Source organism: Streptomyces tubercidicus, assembly GCF_027497495.1.
Classification (GTDB): domain Bacteria; phylum Actinomycetota; class Actinomycetes; order Streptomycetales; family Streptomycetaceae; genus Streptomyces; species Streptomyces tubercidicus.
The window spans coordinates 1,902,544-1,917,909 of the sequence record NZ_CP114205.1 but is presented as its reverse complement, the minus strand read 5'-3'; the positions used below and the strand labels follow the sequence as shown (position 1 = coordinate 1,917,909).

11 protein-coding genes and 1 pseudogene are annotated in these 15,366 nt (G+C 70.5%); 6 read left to right on the top strand and 6 right to left on the bottom strand.

Going from position 1 to position 15,366, the window contains the following annotated elements:
- Window positions 1-7: 7 nt before the first annotated feature.
- Window positions 8-757, bottom strand: coding sequence for an IclR family transcriptional regulator (locus STRTU_RS08195; RefSeq protein WP_159746773.1), 750 nt, complete (start codon window positions 755-757; stop codon window positions 8-10).
- 153 nt (window positions 758-910) lie between these two features.
- Here STRTU_RS08195 and STRTU_RS08190 point away from each other — a divergent pair, with 153 nt between their 5' ends.
- From STRTU_RS08190 to dmpG, 3 genes are read left to right on the top strand one after another with little or no spacing between them, the layout of a single operon-like run.
- Window positions 911-1,741 carry a 2-keto-4-pentenoate hydratase gene (locus STRTU_RS08190; protein WP_159742938.1) on the top strand — a complete coding sequence of 277 codons (831 nt, stop codon included), beginning with the start codon at window positions 911-913 and terminating at the stop codon, window positions 1,739-1,741.
- Complete coding sequence (locus STRTU_RS08185; protein ID WP_159742937.1) at window positions 1,738-2,700, top strand: acetaldehyde dehydrogenase (acetylating); 963 nt, start codon at window positions 1,738-1,740, stop codon at window positions 2,698-2,700. The genes STRTU_RS08190 and STRTU_RS08185 overlap by 4 nt, the downstream gene beginning before the upstream one ends.
- Complete coding sequence (dmpG, locus tag STRTU_RS08180; protein ID WP_159742936.1) at window positions 2,697-3,764, top strand: 4-hydroxy-2-oxovalerate aldolase; 1,068 nt, start codon at window positions 2,697-2,699, stop codon at window positions 3,762-3,764. Before STRTU_RS08185 ends, dmpG begins: the two co-directional genes overlap by 4 nt.
- Before the next feature lie 329 nt (window positions 3,765-4,093).
- Here the strand turns inward: dmpG and STRTU_RS08175 are convergent, their stop codons facing one another.
- The gene (locus STRTU_RS08175; RefSeq protein ID WP_159742935.1) at window positions 4,094-6,331 is read right to left on the bottom strand and encodes a SpoIIE family protein phosphatase; all 2,238 of its coding nucleotides are present in this window, start codon (window positions 6,329-6,331) and stop codon (window positions 4,094-4,096) included.
- 403 nt (window positions 6,332-6,734) lie between these two features.
- On the opposite strand from STRTU_RS08175, the pseudogene STRTU_RS08170 reads away from it, so the two are divergent.
- Window positions 6,735-7,004 (top strand): annotated as a pseudogene (locus STRTU_RS08170) (SAM-dependent methyltransferase); the annotation flags it as partial.
- A gap of 171 nt (window positions 7,005-7,175) precedes the next feature.
- Here the strand turns inward: STRTU_RS08170 and STRTU_RS08165 are convergent.
- Genes STRTU_RS08165 through STRTU_RS36150 form a run of 3 tightly spaced genes read right to left on the bottom strand, consistent with a single transcriptional unit; the run spans window position 7,176 to window position 9,763 of the window.
- A complete protein-coding gene (locus tag STRTU_RS08165) occupies window positions 7,176-8,090 on the bottom strand; it encodes a JmjC domain-containing protein (RefSeq protein WP_159742934.1) in 915 nt (304 codons plus the stop codon).
- Window positions 8,062-9,477, bottom strand: a complete 1,416-nt coding sequence (locus STRTU_RS08160) for a TfuA-like protein (RefSeq protein ID WP_159742933.1) — start codon at window positions 9,475-9,477, stop codon at window positions 8,062-8,064. Before STRTU_RS08160 ends, STRTU_RS08165 begins: the two co-directional genes overlap by 29 nt.
- A gap of 13 nt (window positions 9,478-9,490) precedes the next feature.
- Window positions 9,491-9,763: a YcaO-like family protein gene (locus STRTU_RS36150; protein ID WP_371873572.1), complete on the bottom strand. Its 273-nt coding sequence runs from the start codon at window positions 9,761-9,763 to the stop codon at window positions 9,491-9,493.
- Between the two features lie 785 nt (window positions 9,764-10,548).
- On the opposite strand from STRTU_RS36150, the gene STRTU_RS08150 reads away from it, so the two are divergent.
- Both STRTU_RS08150 and STRTU_RS08145 read left to right on the top strand, forming a co-directional pair.
- Entirely contained in the window at window positions 10,549-13,029 is a 2,481-nt protein-coding gene (locus STRTU_RS08150) for an SdrD B-like domain-containing protein (RefSeq protein ID WP_159742931.1), read from the top strand.
- Between the two features lie 301 nt (window positions 13,030-13,330).
- A complete protein-coding gene (locus tag STRTU_RS08145) occupies window positions 13,331-14,011 on the top strand; it encodes a hypothetical protein (RefSeq protein ID WP_159746772.1) in 681 nt (226 codons plus the stop codon).
- A 7-nt stretch (window positions 14,012-14,018) separates the two neighbouring features.
- Here STRTU_RS08145 and STRTU_RS08140 read toward each other — a convergent pair whose 3' ends face one another.
- A complete protein-coding gene (locus tag STRTU_RS08140) occupies window positions 14,019-15,359 on the bottom strand; it encodes a right-handed parallel beta-helix repeat-containing protein (protein WP_174878829.1) in 1,341 nt (446 codons plus the stop codon).
- Window positions 15,360-15,366 lie beyond the last annotated feature (7 nt).

The following is a 15,366-nucleotide window of genomic DNA, read 5'->3' as shown; positions in this document are numbered from 1 at the left end:
CACGACACTAGCCGAACCGTGCCCCGTCCTCGGTCCGGCGGCCCTCGCGCAGCACCCGGGACAGCCCGATAGCGGCCGTACGCACCGCGGGGGCGAGCCGGGCGGCGCTGAAGCGCTCCCGCGGTACCGCGACCGACAGCGCGGCCACGGTCACGCCGCCCGCGAAGACGGGGGCCGCGATGCAGCTCACCCCTTCCACGGCCTCTTCCTCCTCGTAAGCGAGCCCGGCCACCTGGGTCTTCTCCAACGCCGCGCGCACCAGCGCCGGGTCGGTGAGGGAACGCGGAGTGAGGCTCGGCAGCGGCCGGGACAGCAGCTCCTCGGTCAGCTCGGCGCCCGAGAAGGCGAGCAGCGCCTTGCCCACGGCGGTGCAGCTCAGCGGCAGGCTCCCCCCGATGCGGGAGGGCAGCCGTAGTGCGTCGTGGCCGTGGATGCGTTCCAGGTAGACCACCTCCAGGCCCTCGCGGACGCCGAGGTGGACGGTCTCACGGGTGGCCTCGAACAGGTCCTGGAGGAAGGGCAGCGCCACCTCCCGCAGATCGCGTCGGCGCGGCACCCGGGAGCCGAGTTCGAAGAGCTTGGCTCCCAGCCGGTAGCGGGTTCCCGAGCGTTCCACCCAGCCGAGGCGGACCAGGTCCGCCGTCAGCCGGTGCACGGTCGGCTTGGGCAGCCCGGTGCACCGCGCGAGTTCCGACAGGCGGTACGACTCCACGTCCGGAGTGAAGCACTCAAGGATATGGGCCGCTTTGTCGAGCATGTTGCCCGACTCATTGTTCCGTGTCACGGAACGAACTTTGCCCCGCCGGGGCAGCTCTGTCTATACCGACGTCATCGCCAACGTGATCACCAAGGTCATCACCGAGGCCATCGAGGGGCCCCGAAGCCCTTGTCGCTCTCCGGAGGTTGCACCATGTCCCTGCCCGATCCCGCCCGGCGAGGCGACCCCGTCCCGGCCGTGGTCCAGGCCGCCGAGTCGCTGGCCGAGGCCGCCCGCACCCTGACCCCCTGTGCGCCGGTGCGCGCGCTGTTCGACGAAGGCGACATCGAGTCCGCCTACGCCGTCCAGCAGCTCAACGTGCGGCGGGCGGTGGACGGGGGGCGCCGGATCACCGGCCGCAAGATCGGCCTGACCTCCCCGGCCGTGCAGCGGCAACTCGGCGTGGACCAGCCCGACTTCGGCGCCCTGTTCGCGGACATGGCGGTCCCCGAGGGCGGCCAGGTGCCCGCCGGCCGGCTGCTCCAGCCGAAGGTGGAGGCCGAGGTCGCGCTGGTCCTCGGGGCGGACCTGCCGTACGAGGTCTGCACCGTCGCCGAGGTGCTGCGGGCCACCGAGTTCGCGCTGCCCGCCCTGGAGATCGTGGACAGCCGGGTGGCGTTCTGGGAGATCTCCCTCGTGGACACCGTCGCCGACAACGCCTCCAGCGGCCTGTACGTCCTCGGCGGCACCCCCGTCCCGCTCACCCGGCTCGACGTGCGCGCGCTGACGATGACCATGACCTGCAACGGTGAGCCGGTCTCCGGGGGTACCGGCGCCGACTGCCTCGGCAGCCCGCTCAACGCGGCCACCTGGCTGGCCTCGGAGCTCGCCACGAGGGGCGATCCGCTCCGGGCGGGCGATGTCGTGCTGACCGGCGCGCTGGGGCCGATGGTTCCCGCGGCGCCGGGAGATGTGTTCGAAGCCCGCATCCCGGAACTCGGGTCGGTGCGGGTCGGGTTCGCGACAGAAGGGAACAACCGATGAGCAGGGAGCACCCCTCCCGTACCAAGGTCGCCGTCATCGGCTCGGGGAACATCGGCACCGACCTGATGATCAAGGTGCTGCGGCTGTCGGACACCCTGGAGATCGCCGCCATGGCAGGCATCGACCCGGCTTCCGACGGTCTGGCCCGCGCCCGCCGCCTGAAGGTCGCCACCACGCACGAGGGCGTCGAGGGCCTGGTGGCCATGGACGAGTTCGCCGACGTGGAGATCGTCTTCGATGCCACCTCGGCCGGCGCCCACCGCCACCACGAGGACGTGCTGCGCCCCCTGGGCCGTACGCTCATCGACCTCACCCCGGCGGCCCTCGGCCCGTACGTGGTCCCGCCGGTCAACGGCGACGCGCACCTCGACGCGCCCAACGTCAACATGGTCACCTGCGGCGGCCAGGCCACCATCCCGATGGTCGCCGCGATAGCGGCGGTGACCCCGGTCCACTACGGCGAGATCGTCGCCTCCATCTCCGCACGCTCGGCCGGGCCCGGCACCCGCGCGAACATCGACGAGTTCACCGAGACCACCGCATCCGCCATCGAGCAGGTCGGCGGGGCCGCACGGGGCAAGGCGATCATCGTCCTGAACCCGGCCGAGCCCCCGCTGATCATGCGGGACACCGTGCACTGCCTGGTGGACGACTGCGCCACCGAGGCGATCACCGCCTCCGTGGAGGAGATGGTCGGCCGGGTCCAGGCGTACGTCCCCGGCTACCGGCTCAAGCAGAAGGTGCAGTACGAGCGGGTGAGCACGGATGACCCGCTGCGCGGGCTGCTGCCCTCAGCCGCCGCGGGTGACGCCCTGCGCGTCTCCGTCTTCCTGGAGGTCGAGGGCGCCGCGCACTACCTGCCCGCGTACGCCGGGAACCTCGACATCATGACCTCGGCCGCGCTGCGCACCGCCGAGCACCTGGCCGCACACCGCTCCACCGAGGGGGCAACACGATGACCACCGACAACACCGCCGCCACCCGGCCGGGCCAGGAAACCGCCCCGCCCGCGCTGTATATCCAGGACGTCACCCTGCGGGACGGCATGCACGCCGTGCGGCACCGCTACACCGTCGAGCAGGCCCGTGCCATCGCCGCCGCCCTGGACTCCGCCGGGGTCGCCGCCATCGAGATCGCGCACGGCGACGGACTGGCCGGCTCCAGCATCAACTACGGCATCGGCGCCCACACCGACTGGGAGTGGATCGAGGCGGTCACGGACGCCGCCGACCAGGCCGTGCCCACCACACTCCTGCTCCCCGGCATCGGCACGCTGCACGACCTCAAGCAGGCCCACGCCCTCGGGATCCGCTCGGTGCGCATCGCCACCCACTGCACCGAGGCCGACATCGCCGCCCAGCACATCGCCGCCGCCCGCGAACTGAGCATGGACGTCGCCGGGTTCCTGATGATGTCCCACATGGCCGAGCCCGCCGAACTCGCCCGCCAGGCCAAGCTGATGGAGCGCTTCGGCGCACACTGCGTCTACGTCACCGACTCCGGCGGCCGCCTCACGATGGACGGCGTCCGCGACCGCTTCCGCGCGTACCGCGACGTCCTCGACCCGGCCACCGAGCTGGGCATCCACGCCCACCACAACCTCGCCCTGGGCGTGGCCAACACCGTCACCGCCGTGGAGAACGGCGCCCTACGGGTCGACGCCTCGCTCGCCGGCCAGGGCGCGGGAGCCGGCAACTGCCCCCTGGAGGCGTTCATCGCCGTCGCCGACCTCATGGGCTGGCAGCACGGCTGCGACCTGTTCCCGCTCATGGACGCCGCCGACGACCTCGTCCGCCCCCTCCAGGACCGCGAGGTCCGCGTCGACCGCGAAACCCTCACCCTCGGCTACGCCGGCGTCTACTCCAGCTTCCTCCGCCACGCCGAAACCGCCGCCGCCCGGCACGGCCTGGACACCCGCACCATCCTGGTCGAGGTCGGCCTCCGCAAACTGGTCGGCGGCCAGGAGGACATGATCACGGACATCGCCCTCGACCTGGTCGGGGGGCAGGCCGGCGCGGCCTGAGCAACACGTCGGAACGCGGGGGCGCAGCGCCGCCGTTGCCGAAAACCTCGCTGTCTTTGTCGACGCTGTCGGTGGTGATGGTGTCGTTGCCGGCGCCGCCATCGACGTGCGGTTCAGATCCGCGGCTCACCCGAACCGCGAACCGTGGCTGACTGCGGAGGCGTGGGCGGCAGTGCTGGAACTTCTGCCCGGGTCGGAACAGTTGGACTCAGCTGGTGAACTGGGCTGGGACAGGACGACCCGCCGTCCGTCCACCGGCACGTCCGCGACCACCCGCCCGTGGAAGCCATTGCGATTACGGGACAGAGCCGTCAATTGGACAGGCCATATCAGGTGGCCAGGGCCACCTCTGCCCAGAAGGTCTTGCCGCGGCCGGTCGGCGAGGTGCCGTAGTCCTTGGCGATTGCGGCCACGATGATGAGACCGCGGCCGTGCTCGGCTTCCTGGGCCTCCTCCTCGGCCGCGATGGGGGACGGAACCGGAAGTCGCACGGAAGCGTCGCGGGCCTCGATCCGGATCCGGTCCGGGTATCGGCGCAGCCGCAGTTCGACGTCGGTGTCTGCGTGGATCAGAGCGTTGGTGACGATCTCGGTGCCGATGAGTTCCAGCTCGTTGGCAGCCGTCTCCAGCCCCCACTTCCCCACGGTGCGCCGGATGAAGGACCGGGTGGCTTCGGGGCCGCGGAGGTCGTGCCGGGCAATGCTCATGCTGGCGGTTCCTCGCAGGGGATCGCCGCGCAGGGCCTCGACCTCACACAGAAGCAGCGCCACGTCGTCACGGCGGTCCGGCGGGCCGGGGGCGCCGGCAATGATTCGGTCGGCCAGACCCTCCAGGTCGTGGTCGGCGTCGCGGATGCTGCGCAGGAACAGATCCTGGGCATCGGTGATCACATCTGCTGTGCGTGTGTGGCACAGGCCGTCGGTGTAGAGGGCCACGACGGTTCCGGGGCCGATGATGGTCTCGAAGTTCTGGTAGGGCTCGGGAGGCGGCACGCCCAGCGGAACGCCGGGAGAGGCGGCCAGGGGGGTGATGCGGCCGTCGGGGAGCCGTATGAGGGGTGCGGGGTGGCCTGCCAACGCCGCTTCTACGGTCCCGTCAGCCGGATCGAAGCGGATGACGCAGCAGGTTGCCAGTAGTTCGGTCAGTTCGGTTTCAGTGAGGAAGGCGGCTGCTCTGGTGAGTATCGCTGCCGGGTCATGTCCCTCGGTGGTGTAGGCGCGGACCGCGCTGCGCAGTTGGCCCATGACGCCGGCGGCTTCCAGGGCGTGGCCCTCGACGTCTCCGATGACGAGACCGACGCGGCCGTCTGGGACGGGGATCACGTCGTACCAGTCGCCGCCGGCGCCCGCGCCGCCGCCGGGGGCGGGTAGGTACCGGGCGGTGGTCACCAGTTCGGAGACGTCGGGCAGGACCGGAAGCAGCTTACGTTGGAGGCTGACAGCCAGGGTGTGCTCGCTCTCGCTGAGGCGGACGCGCTCCAGCGCGGAACCGAGCAGGTTGGTGATCATGGCCATCAGAGCCTGCTCCTCCGGCTCGAAGCCGCGTTCCTTGCTGAAGCCGAGACTCAGGACGCCGACGCGGTGACCACCGGCTCGCAAGGGGAGGATGGCCCACGTCGGCAGGTTCTCGAAGGGACTGGGTGGCCGGTAGTTCGCGTGGAGCGGGTTGAGGCTGGAAAGAAATATCGCCCCGTGGGCCAGTGCGTCGGCGCCGGGATTTCCGGCCTCGGCGCTGACCCCGTGGAGTTGACTGATCGCCCTGGGCGACATGCCGTTGTGGCCCATTACCCACAGCCGGCCGTCGCCGACCGCGGTGAGCGCCATGGCCTGGGCGCCCAGGGGGGCCATGATCCGCAGGCGGGTCGCGGACGCCACCTCCTCAGATGTCAAGGCGGCCGAGAGCCAGGGGTAGAGCCTGTGAATCACCCACATCATGTTGATGGCTGCGGAACCGATCACGCCGGGAAGCCCCCACTCGGCGTCCGGGGGCGGCGGTCTCAGCAGTGGGAAGAGCGCAGGTCGTGGCCGGGAGGCCACAGAGTGCCCGCTGTCGGCCAGTGCTGCCAGATCGCGCGCCAGTCGGTCTGCGATCTCCTTCAGGGAGAGGCACCCCCTTGTGCCCAGAGGTCCTTCGCGGTCGGGGATCCGTATGATGGTCAGCGCGCCGTATCGGGTGGATCCGCGGATGAGCGGAGCCGAAACCGTCGAGTACGGCGTGGGGAGTTCCCGCGCGGTGTCGAGTACCGCATCGCTGGTGCACATCGCGGGCTCTCCAACCACGGCGACCCGCCCGGTGCGCAAGGCTGTCGATGAAGTGTTGCCGCTGTTCAGGGGCGGCCGCTCCGGCATGATGAAAATTTCTGGTGGCGTCCCGCCGAGCATGACCGTGTCCAGGAACTCGCCGTCGTCGCTGAGGAGATAGACAGTGCCTGCGACTGCCGCAAGAGCTTTCATTGCCTGCTGGAGGGCGCCGCGCAACAAGCGGTCGACCTTTTCACGCCCGCCTGTGCGTGGCCACGGCTCACCCATGGCTCGCTCCCTAACAGGACCGCAATCACTGGCCCTCATTCCGTCCAGCCAGATTCAATATCCATCATATTCCGGTCTCGTCGGCGGCTCCCCTCATGGCCGCCGCCACATGATCGGGTCTGGCACTTAGTCGGTGGTGACGCCAGGTGTCCGTGAGGGCAGGAAGATGCGGTGGCGTATTCTCTGAACTCGTGATCTTGGTCTGTTCAGGGGGTCCGCGGGGACGGGATTCCGAGGTCGACAGCACGGCGTGACGGGCGGTCGATCCGGTCGAGCTTGTCGTTGGCGCCGGCGAGGCTCACCTGGAGTCCTTCGACCTCGCCGAGCCAGCCCTCGCGTCGTGCCTCGTCATGCGGGCGAGGAGGTTGTCGCGGATCTCCTCCCAGCTGAAGGTGAACTGTCCGTCGGTGTTGTCGCGGGTGATGCGGCCTCTGCGCGGTGGCACCGCCAGGCCGGCCGCGAGGCCGAGTACAACTATTTCAGCACCACCAACTGGACCGAAGAGTGGACCATGGGCGGCCAGACCGCCCTGATGAGTTTCTGGCACAGGCCGCTGCACGCGATGATCGCGGCCTTCACCGCGGCAGGCTTCCGGATAACGGTCATCAGCGAGCCAGAGCCTGATCCAGCTGCCTGCGAGCTGTTCCCCGAAGCTATCGCGGCCAAGCCGCGCTTCCTGTGCTTCCTGTTCTTCGTCCTGCAAGCCGACTAGGCCTGCGGTGAACTGCCGCTCGGTGCACGGCCGTTGGCCGTGAGCGTCAGTCATGAGGTCGACGGTGGTGGCGATGCCGGCCACCTCGTCGCGGCCGACCGGGCTGCCGGGGCCGCCGGTCCGCCGGGCGGCCCACATGGTCGGTCCCGCATGGCCGGCAGCGGTACATGGTCACCCCCCGGCCGGGTCCCGCATCTCTGCGAGCGGGGTTCCCCGGGGCGGGCGCTCTGGGCGCATGGTGCGCCTCGCCTCGTCGAGCAGAGCTTGCGGCGTCAGCTTGTCCAGTGCCGTGCGGGCGTGGTCGAGCAGTTCCGCCGCGCTGGCGAGGCGCCGGTTCTCGTCGACGGGACGGATCTCCGGTTCGGCCCCGGCCGACAGACAGCTGCGCAGGGCGTCGAGGAGCTGCGTCGCCCCCGCGTCGCGGATGGTGAACGACAGATGCACGGACGGGCCTTCGCCGGTGGCTTCCGCGCGGTGGGCGGATCCGCGCGGCACCAGCAGGACCTGGCCCGGCCGGATGAGCGGGGCGAGCGCGACCGCGCCCGGGGCCTCGGTGGGGCCCGGCTCCCAGTTCCCGGACGCCGGGGGTTCATGGACCCACCACTGCTTGGCCCCGGCGATCTGCACGACGACGACATCGGCGTCGTCCCGGTGGACCGGCCGGCCGACGGTGCCCGGTGGCGTGACGAAGTAGAAGGCCTCCACCTGTCGGCCGACGCTGCTCTCAAGTGCCGTGCACAGCGCGGCGGTTCGCGGATGCCAGTGGTCGACGTACCGCAGCAGGAGCGTGGCCCCTGCAGCGGCGACCAGGTCCCGGACGATGTGCCCGTCCACGTACCCGTACTGGGGCTGGTGGTAGGTGGGGCGTCGCGGCGTGCAGTAGAGGGACGCGGGCAGGTCGCGGCCCTCGGTCACCACATCGACGTAGGGGACCCGCAGCAGACCGCCGTCGAGCAGGTCGTCGAGTTCCTCCAGGGGCAGCAGATCCGTCGGGGGGTCCTGCGGTGCGAACACCGTGGGTGTCCGCGCGCGCATCGCCTCCACCAGATCGCCGGTGTCATCGCTGAATCGCCGGAGCACATCCATGTGTGCCGCTCCCTTCGTTGTCCGGAGCTGTCGCGTCGGCGTCCGGGGCTGTCGCGTCCGCGTCCGGAGCCGAGACCGTCAGGTCGAGCAGTCCGGGGTGGGTGCGCGCCAGCAGGTAGTACGGGGCGGCCGCGGCCACCGCGTCGTCGAACGAACCGAATCCGCGGTCGAGCGCGTGCAGATCGGCGTCGCCGGGGGCGCAGGCCCATCGGTCCATGAGCAGGTTCGACAGCCTGGGGCTCGCCGGCGCGGTGGTGTCGAAGCCGGGCAGTCTGCGTGCCATTTCGGCGTTGATACGGAACGCGGCGGCGGCGACCCTCCGTGCCCTCGGCAGGACCTCCCGCAGCCGGTCCAGGAGCGGCTCGTCCCAGGGAATTCCCGGGGCGATCTCATAGCTGCGGACGAGGAACCGGCGCAGGCGCTCATCGGCGGGGCAGGAGCGGAGTTCCTCCTGGGTGAGCCACTGGTCGAGAAAGTCCGGCGTGCCCGGTCCGTACACGCCCGCGTGGATTCCGTGCGCGACGGCGTCCCCGGCCGCCCCACCGCATGTGGCGGCGCATGCGTCGCTGATGAGGGAGAGGCGCACTTCCCGGTTGAGCCGGGGGAAGTCGCCGGCGAAGAGCTGGAGCAGCCGCAGCGCCGCCAGGTCTCCGGGCTCTTCGGTTCCGTTCCGGCCCCGGGCGCTGAGCTGCCAGGTGGCGAGGTACCGGGTGCGGGTGGGTTCGGCCGCGCGGCGCGGTGTCGCGGCGGGCCGCTGCATCCGGTCGATGAGCTTCCGCGCGTCGGCGCGCTTCACATCGACGCGATGGCGCCGGCACGCGGCACCGAGCGCGGCCAACTCCGGGCGGGGCAGGCCGGTCTGTCCGGCCAGCTCGGGGAAACCGTGGAAGGTCCGGTCCCGGTAGGGCATCGCCGCCAGCGCCCGTACGATCCGGTCCGCGTCGTCCGCACGGCAGTCGCCGCGGCGCACCGCGGCGGCGAGGGTGGCACGGACGGTGACCAGCGGTTCCGACGCCGGGCGGTAGCCCGATTCGGCGGGACCATGGAGCAGCGCCACCTCGTCGTCGGCTTCCAGGCGCCCCGTTGCGTAGTCCGCGTAGACCTGTCCCACACCGGTCATGCCCAGGTCGGACAGCTCGGCGGCGCGCAGGGCTCCCATGCTGGAGGCTCCGAGGACGGTGACTCCCCGGGCCATCACCGCGAGGATCTCCTTGTGCCGGACCGCGCGGACCTGGTGGAAGTAGCCGTCGACGATTCCCACCGTGTCCCCCTCCCGCAGCGGCAGCCGCAGCAGGTCGCCGGCGGCCACCGGCGGGAGCACATGGATTCCCGGCAGTGCGGGCAGGTCCGGCGTGGACGGGCCGGTGAACAGGTACTTCTGCGTCATGTGCACCTCGTGCTCAGATCTGTTGGGCCAGGTCGAGCCCGGGGCACACCACGTGGACCGCGGGGACGCCGAGATTGGGGCGGGTGTGATCCACGGCGAGCGGGGAGCAGCCGGTCAGCGAGGTGACACGGGCGACGACATCGGCCCGGCCATCGTCGGCCTGGCCATCGGCCCACTCGGCATCGTCGGCGTCATCTGGATCTTCGCGCTCCTCTACATCCTCAGCGCGATCCTCGCCTTCTTCCTGCGCCTTCCCCCCGAGCAGCCGGCACCGGCCACCGCCCAACAGCCCACCGCCGGCCGGGACATCATGGTGACTGAGCGGCCGTAGTTGGTGAGTCTGAGCGCTTTAGTTGGCGGGCCGGGTAGGCCGCACAACAATTCGAATTCCCTTTCCCCATAACAAATATGACGCCCCAGAAATCACGCAGAAGGCGAACCGTGGACACCTCTGGGCTGCACAACACCCCTGCGTGACAAGCGCGTCCCGGACGCGTCACCCGGGCGTAAACGCACCCCACCGGCCGGATCCGACCATTACGCCGCCGTCGCACATTCTTCCGATCGCCATTCTCTGGGCGCTCGGGGGTCATCGCGGATCCCGATGGATGCCAGGAGTTCCACTGGTGACGGCGAGTCTCCAGCGGATAAGATATCGCGCGCTGCTCGCGATGGCGGTCGGTGGGGTCGGCGGTGGGGGCGTGGGTACCGTGGTTGAGCTGCGAAAAGACACAACCCGGGGCGGTCCCGCTCAAGACTCTGAACGCGCGTTCGCTTTTCCTGGCCCACGGCGATTGCGGCTCGTCCCGCAATTCGCTGAACGATCATCAAAAAGCGGTTCACGCAACAGCGGTGGGCCCTTTTTCTTTTCCGTGGCGTTCGCGGCCGGCATCCGCGCCCGGGGTCACGAAGGCGTGCGGCGAGAAGCGGGTGCTTCGTTTTCACGACAAGAGAAGTGTGGAGTGTGATGCCATGAACCGAGTCGGCAGAGACTCACGCCGGTCGGCCCGCAGGCTTGCGGGGCCGCTGGCGCGCATAGGGTTATCTGTTCTCTTGCTGGCAGGCGGCGCCGTGGGAGCGACGGCTGGACCGGCCGCCGCTTCGACCGCCGACGGCACGCTGACGGTTGAGGTGCTGCGCGACTTCTTCGGCACCGGCGTGATCAACGCGACGATGGACGTGCCACAGCGCGGCATGAAGGTGAAGATCTCCGACCCCGCTGGGCACGCTGTCACCGGCGTCACGGATGCCACCGGAAAGGTCGTGGTGGCGCAGTCGGCCGTGCTGAGCGGCGGCCACTACCGCGTCGACGTCAGCGTCCCGGCACCGTACAGCGACTATCTGCGGGCGGCGCCCGCGTCGACGGCGGAGAACCACTTCGACAGCTTCACGTCGTTCGTGGATGTGTCGGACGAAAAGAACGCCTCGGTGGTGACGGGGGTGTGGGACCCGGCCGACTACGCGCTGCCGGACTCCCGGTACTTCGTGCCGGTCCACAACGGCGCCAACGGGACCGACAACCGGGCGTTGGTGGCGTTCGGGACGAAGACCCGGGGCACGTGTCCCACCGATGTGGCGTGCCCGACCACGCTGGCCACGCAGGACCAGGTGGGCACCACGTTCGGGTTGGCGTACGACACGAACCGGACCCGGCTGTTCCAGAGCGCGTTCGCCCGCCGGTACGCCCCGTACGGGCCGCAGGGCGGGGGCGCGATCTACACGGTGCCGGTCAACGGCTCGGGCGCGCCGGAGCTGTTCGCGCGGGTGCCGGACGCCGCGGTGACGCGGCACGACACCGCCAACATGATCAAGGATCCCGGGTTCACCGACGCGCCGGGCAAGGAGAGCATCGGTGGCCTGGCCCTGTCGGAGGACAGCTCCACGCTGTACGCGGTGAACCTGCGGACCCGCAGCCTGGTGAGCTTCGACGCGACAGGGGCCAGCGCCGCGGCGCCCAAGTCGACGGTCCCGATCCCGGACCCGGGGTGCGCGAGCCCCGACGACTGGCGGCCGTTCGGTCTCCAGGTCCACAACAACACGCTGTACGTCGGCGGCGTGTGCAGCGCGGAGAGCACCCAGCAGCGCGCGGACCTGAAAGCCTTCGTCTCCACCTACGACGGCAAGCGGTTCACCACGGTGCTGAGCCACCCGCTCACGGACAAACGCGGCAGCGTCTTCGGTTCCGGCGACAAGGCCACCCACTGGAACCCGTGGAACACCGGCCTGGACACGTGGGACGACCGGAAGGCGGGCGGCGTCTTCATCGATCCGCAGCCGGAGCTGGCCTCCCTGGCCTTCGCCCGCGACGGCTCGATGATCCTGGGTTTCCGCGACCGGTTCATGGACGTGCTCAGTTGGGGAGGGCTGGACCCCCGCCCGGGGAACGACACGGCGGAAAACGCCATGTCCGGTGGTGACATCACCATGGTCTGCGCCACTCCCACCGGTGAATACCAGTGGGAAGGCACCGGCAGCTGCCCCAACCATGCCACCCCCGCCAACAACGGCGGCCAGGCCGCCGATGTCGTCGAATACTTCCCGGGCGACTTCTACGCCAACGCGCACCAGGAGACCGCACTGGGGTCGGTGGCCTATATCCCGCAGCAACAGTGGGTCGCCAGCACGGAGTTCGACCCGGTCGTCAACGTCGCGACCTCAGGGACCGGGTACCACGACATCACGACCGGTCAGGGTCCGGGCAACAACCCGGCCGCCAACGGGTTCCAGTTCGTCAGCGGGGTACAAGGCGGGTTCGGCAAGGCCGGCGGGCTCGGTGACATCGCGTACGCGGCGGCGAACGCGCCGATCCAGATCGGCAACGTCGTGTGGTTCGACGGCGACCACAACGGGATTCAGGACCCGGGGCACGTGCTGCTGCCGGGGGCGACAATCAACCTGCTGGACGCGGACGGCAAACAGGTCGCCACGACCAGGACCAATGCCGCCGGCGAGTACTACTTCGGGGGTGTCGGCGCCGCGTACGAGCTCACGCCGGGCGCGAAGTACACGGTGCAGTTCGACGTGTGCACCGCGGACACCAGCCAGGTGCCCGAGCAGCCCCCGGCGCGCGAGCTGAGGTTCACGCTCCCGCGGGCCGGTGCCAACCGTGCGCACGACTCCAATGTGACCCCGCCGACCACCGGACCGTTGTGCAACGGCTATGCGCCGGTCACGGCGCCGGACAAGCCGGGCGGGGTCGATCACACGATCGACGCCGGGGTGTACATCCCGAAGGAAAAGCCGACCCCGACCCCGACGCCGACTCCCACACCGACACCGACTCCCACACCGACACCGACACCGACGTCGACGTCGACTCTCACACCGACACCGGCGCCGACACAGACGCCGACGCCGCCGCCCGCGGCCTCCACGCCGCCGTCGCCCGCGCCGCCTGGCAACCACCAGGCTCCGGCCGGTGGAGGCGGGGGTTCGCTGGCCAACACCGGTACCCCCGGGCTGGCGGAGATGATCGGCATCGTCGGTCTGCTGGTGGGTGCGGGCCTGGTCATCGCGTTCGTGACCCGGAATCGTCGCACCCGGCAACGCTGAACGCACCGCACAACGGTGATCTGCCCGTCCGCGATCAGGACGGCGCGGACGGGCAGATCACCTCTCGGCCGGTCCACGAGGGCCGGCCATGGCGTGGTCTGCCACCGGACTGCCGAGGGCCGCCGCGAGCCCGCGGCGGCCGGACGGTGTGGTGATCGAAAGGATGAATCGGAGAGTGTCAGCGTCGAACCGCGTGCGGAGCGTGAGAATCCGGCAAGCCCCACCGGGTCGTCCGGCTGACCGGCGCCGATGGCCGCGGTCGCGCCGGGCCGCGACCGTCATCGGCATCGCGGCCGTCGCGGTGGCCGCGTTCCTGGTCGCCGACGGCGGCTCCGGCGCCGGCGGTCCGCGCCCGCTGACAACGGATGAGGCGGGCCGGCTGGCGATCACGCGATTCCGTAACTACCAGGCGCAGGGCCGCGCGGTGACCATCACCGTGCCGGGCACGGCCGGCGGGCTGACCGTCACCGGGTCCGTCGACTATCGGCGCAAGGCCGGTTACGGAGTGGTGCACGGCACCGGGCGCGACAGGTCCAGCGACGGGCTGATCCAGTGGACGCCCACCTCGGTGCACGTCCGCCCGATGACGGACACCCCGGCGCACGCACCCGCGTCGCCGCCCCGTTCGGGCTGGTACGACCGTCCGTTGCTGTCGTCCGGCAGCGCGCTGGATACCTCCCTGTCCATCGCGCTCGGTCTCGGCGGCGACCGGCCGGACAACGCCGAACTGCTGCCGCAGAACGGTGCCGCCTGGTGGGCGCGGGAGCAGGTGGACGGGCGCTGGGTGGACGTCATGACCGGACCGTCCTCCCCTGACCGCTCCGGTACGGCGGGCAACGTGCGCTACTGGATCGGCTCCGACGGCACCATGTACCGGGTCCGCGTCAGCGTGGGTTCGCAGCCGGAGCCGGTGGTCATGGATTTCGACACCCACAAGTACGTTCCGGTCAAGCCGGTACCCGGAACCGCCCCGACCCGGTAGCCGCTGTTCAGGACGTCCGCACCCGCGCGTTCGCGGCGAGCAGGGAGGCCGGCGGCAGCCGGATGCCCTCCGTCTTCGGCAGGACCGGGACGGGCGGGACAGCGGTGGCGCCCGCGGTGGTGGCGTGGGGGAACTGCGGCTGCGGAGCAGGCGCCGCGACCTCGGTGAACGGGATGCCACCGGGTGCCGTCGGCGACGCCCATGTGCCGGCCGGCGAGGACGACCCGGCCGGAAGCGGGCAGGCCGCAGTCCTCACGAGCCGGGCGGGCACGGTGCTGCGCAGATCGTTGCCCCGCAGGCAGTTGCCCCGTCCCCGCGTGGCGGTGGGGAACGTCCAGCCGACGTCGACGCCGTTGCCGGTGAACGTGTTGTCCACGATCTGGTTGCCGACTGGAGGGAGGTCGGTGGTCGCGGTGATCACCAGCCCGGCGTTGCTGTTGTCGGCGATGCGGTTGCGGAGGAACCGGTTGTCGCTGCCGCCGTCGATGCCGACGCCGGTGCCCCACCCGCCGTCGGCCTGCTCCGGGGTGGCCCTCTGCTGGTTGGCGGCGATCAGATTGCCCGCGATGACGGAGCCCTTCTGCGGGAGCAGTTTCTCCTGGTGGTCGGAGTTGGTGGTGAGTCCGACCCGGTTGCCGACCAGGCGGTTGCCGACCACGTACATGTCCTGGCTGGCGTTGGTGCCTTCGTAACCGACCGCGTTGAGTTCGGCGACGTTGTCCCGCACCACGATGTTGCAGGGCTTGCACTGGCCGACGTAGATCCCCGAGTCGGCGCCGCCCGACGCGTACGAGTGCTCGATGACACCGTTCTGGGCGGAGAACGCGTAGATGCCGTACAGGCCGTTGCGGGTCGCGGTCACGTGGGAGACCAGGAACGACTTCAGGAAGGTGACGGGCTCGTCGCCGGTGTCATAGCCGCCGCTTTGCCCCGGCAGGCCGGCGGCCGCCTTCGCCGAACCGGTGACCAGCACCCCGTTCTGCGTGTTGTTCTCCACGGTCAGGTTCTCCACGGCCGCCCCGGGCGCCGAGACGACGACGCCGTTCGGCTGCCGCAACCGCCCGTCGATGACGACCTTGTCCCGGGACGAACCGCGAAGAGTGACGCGCGCCGTGTCGATCTTCACCGACTCGTGGTACACGCCAGGCGCGACCAGCACCAGATCACCGGGCCGGGCCAGGGACACCGCATCCGCGATCGTCGGGGCATCGGCAGGCACGCGGATCGTGACATGCGCACCGGTCGGCCGCCGGCCTTTGTCCGATCCGCCATCGCCGCCGCCGCAGCCGACCACAAGTGCCAGCGTGCCCAGTACCGCCGCCACCACGCGAAGAGCTAATCGAGACATGATCCCA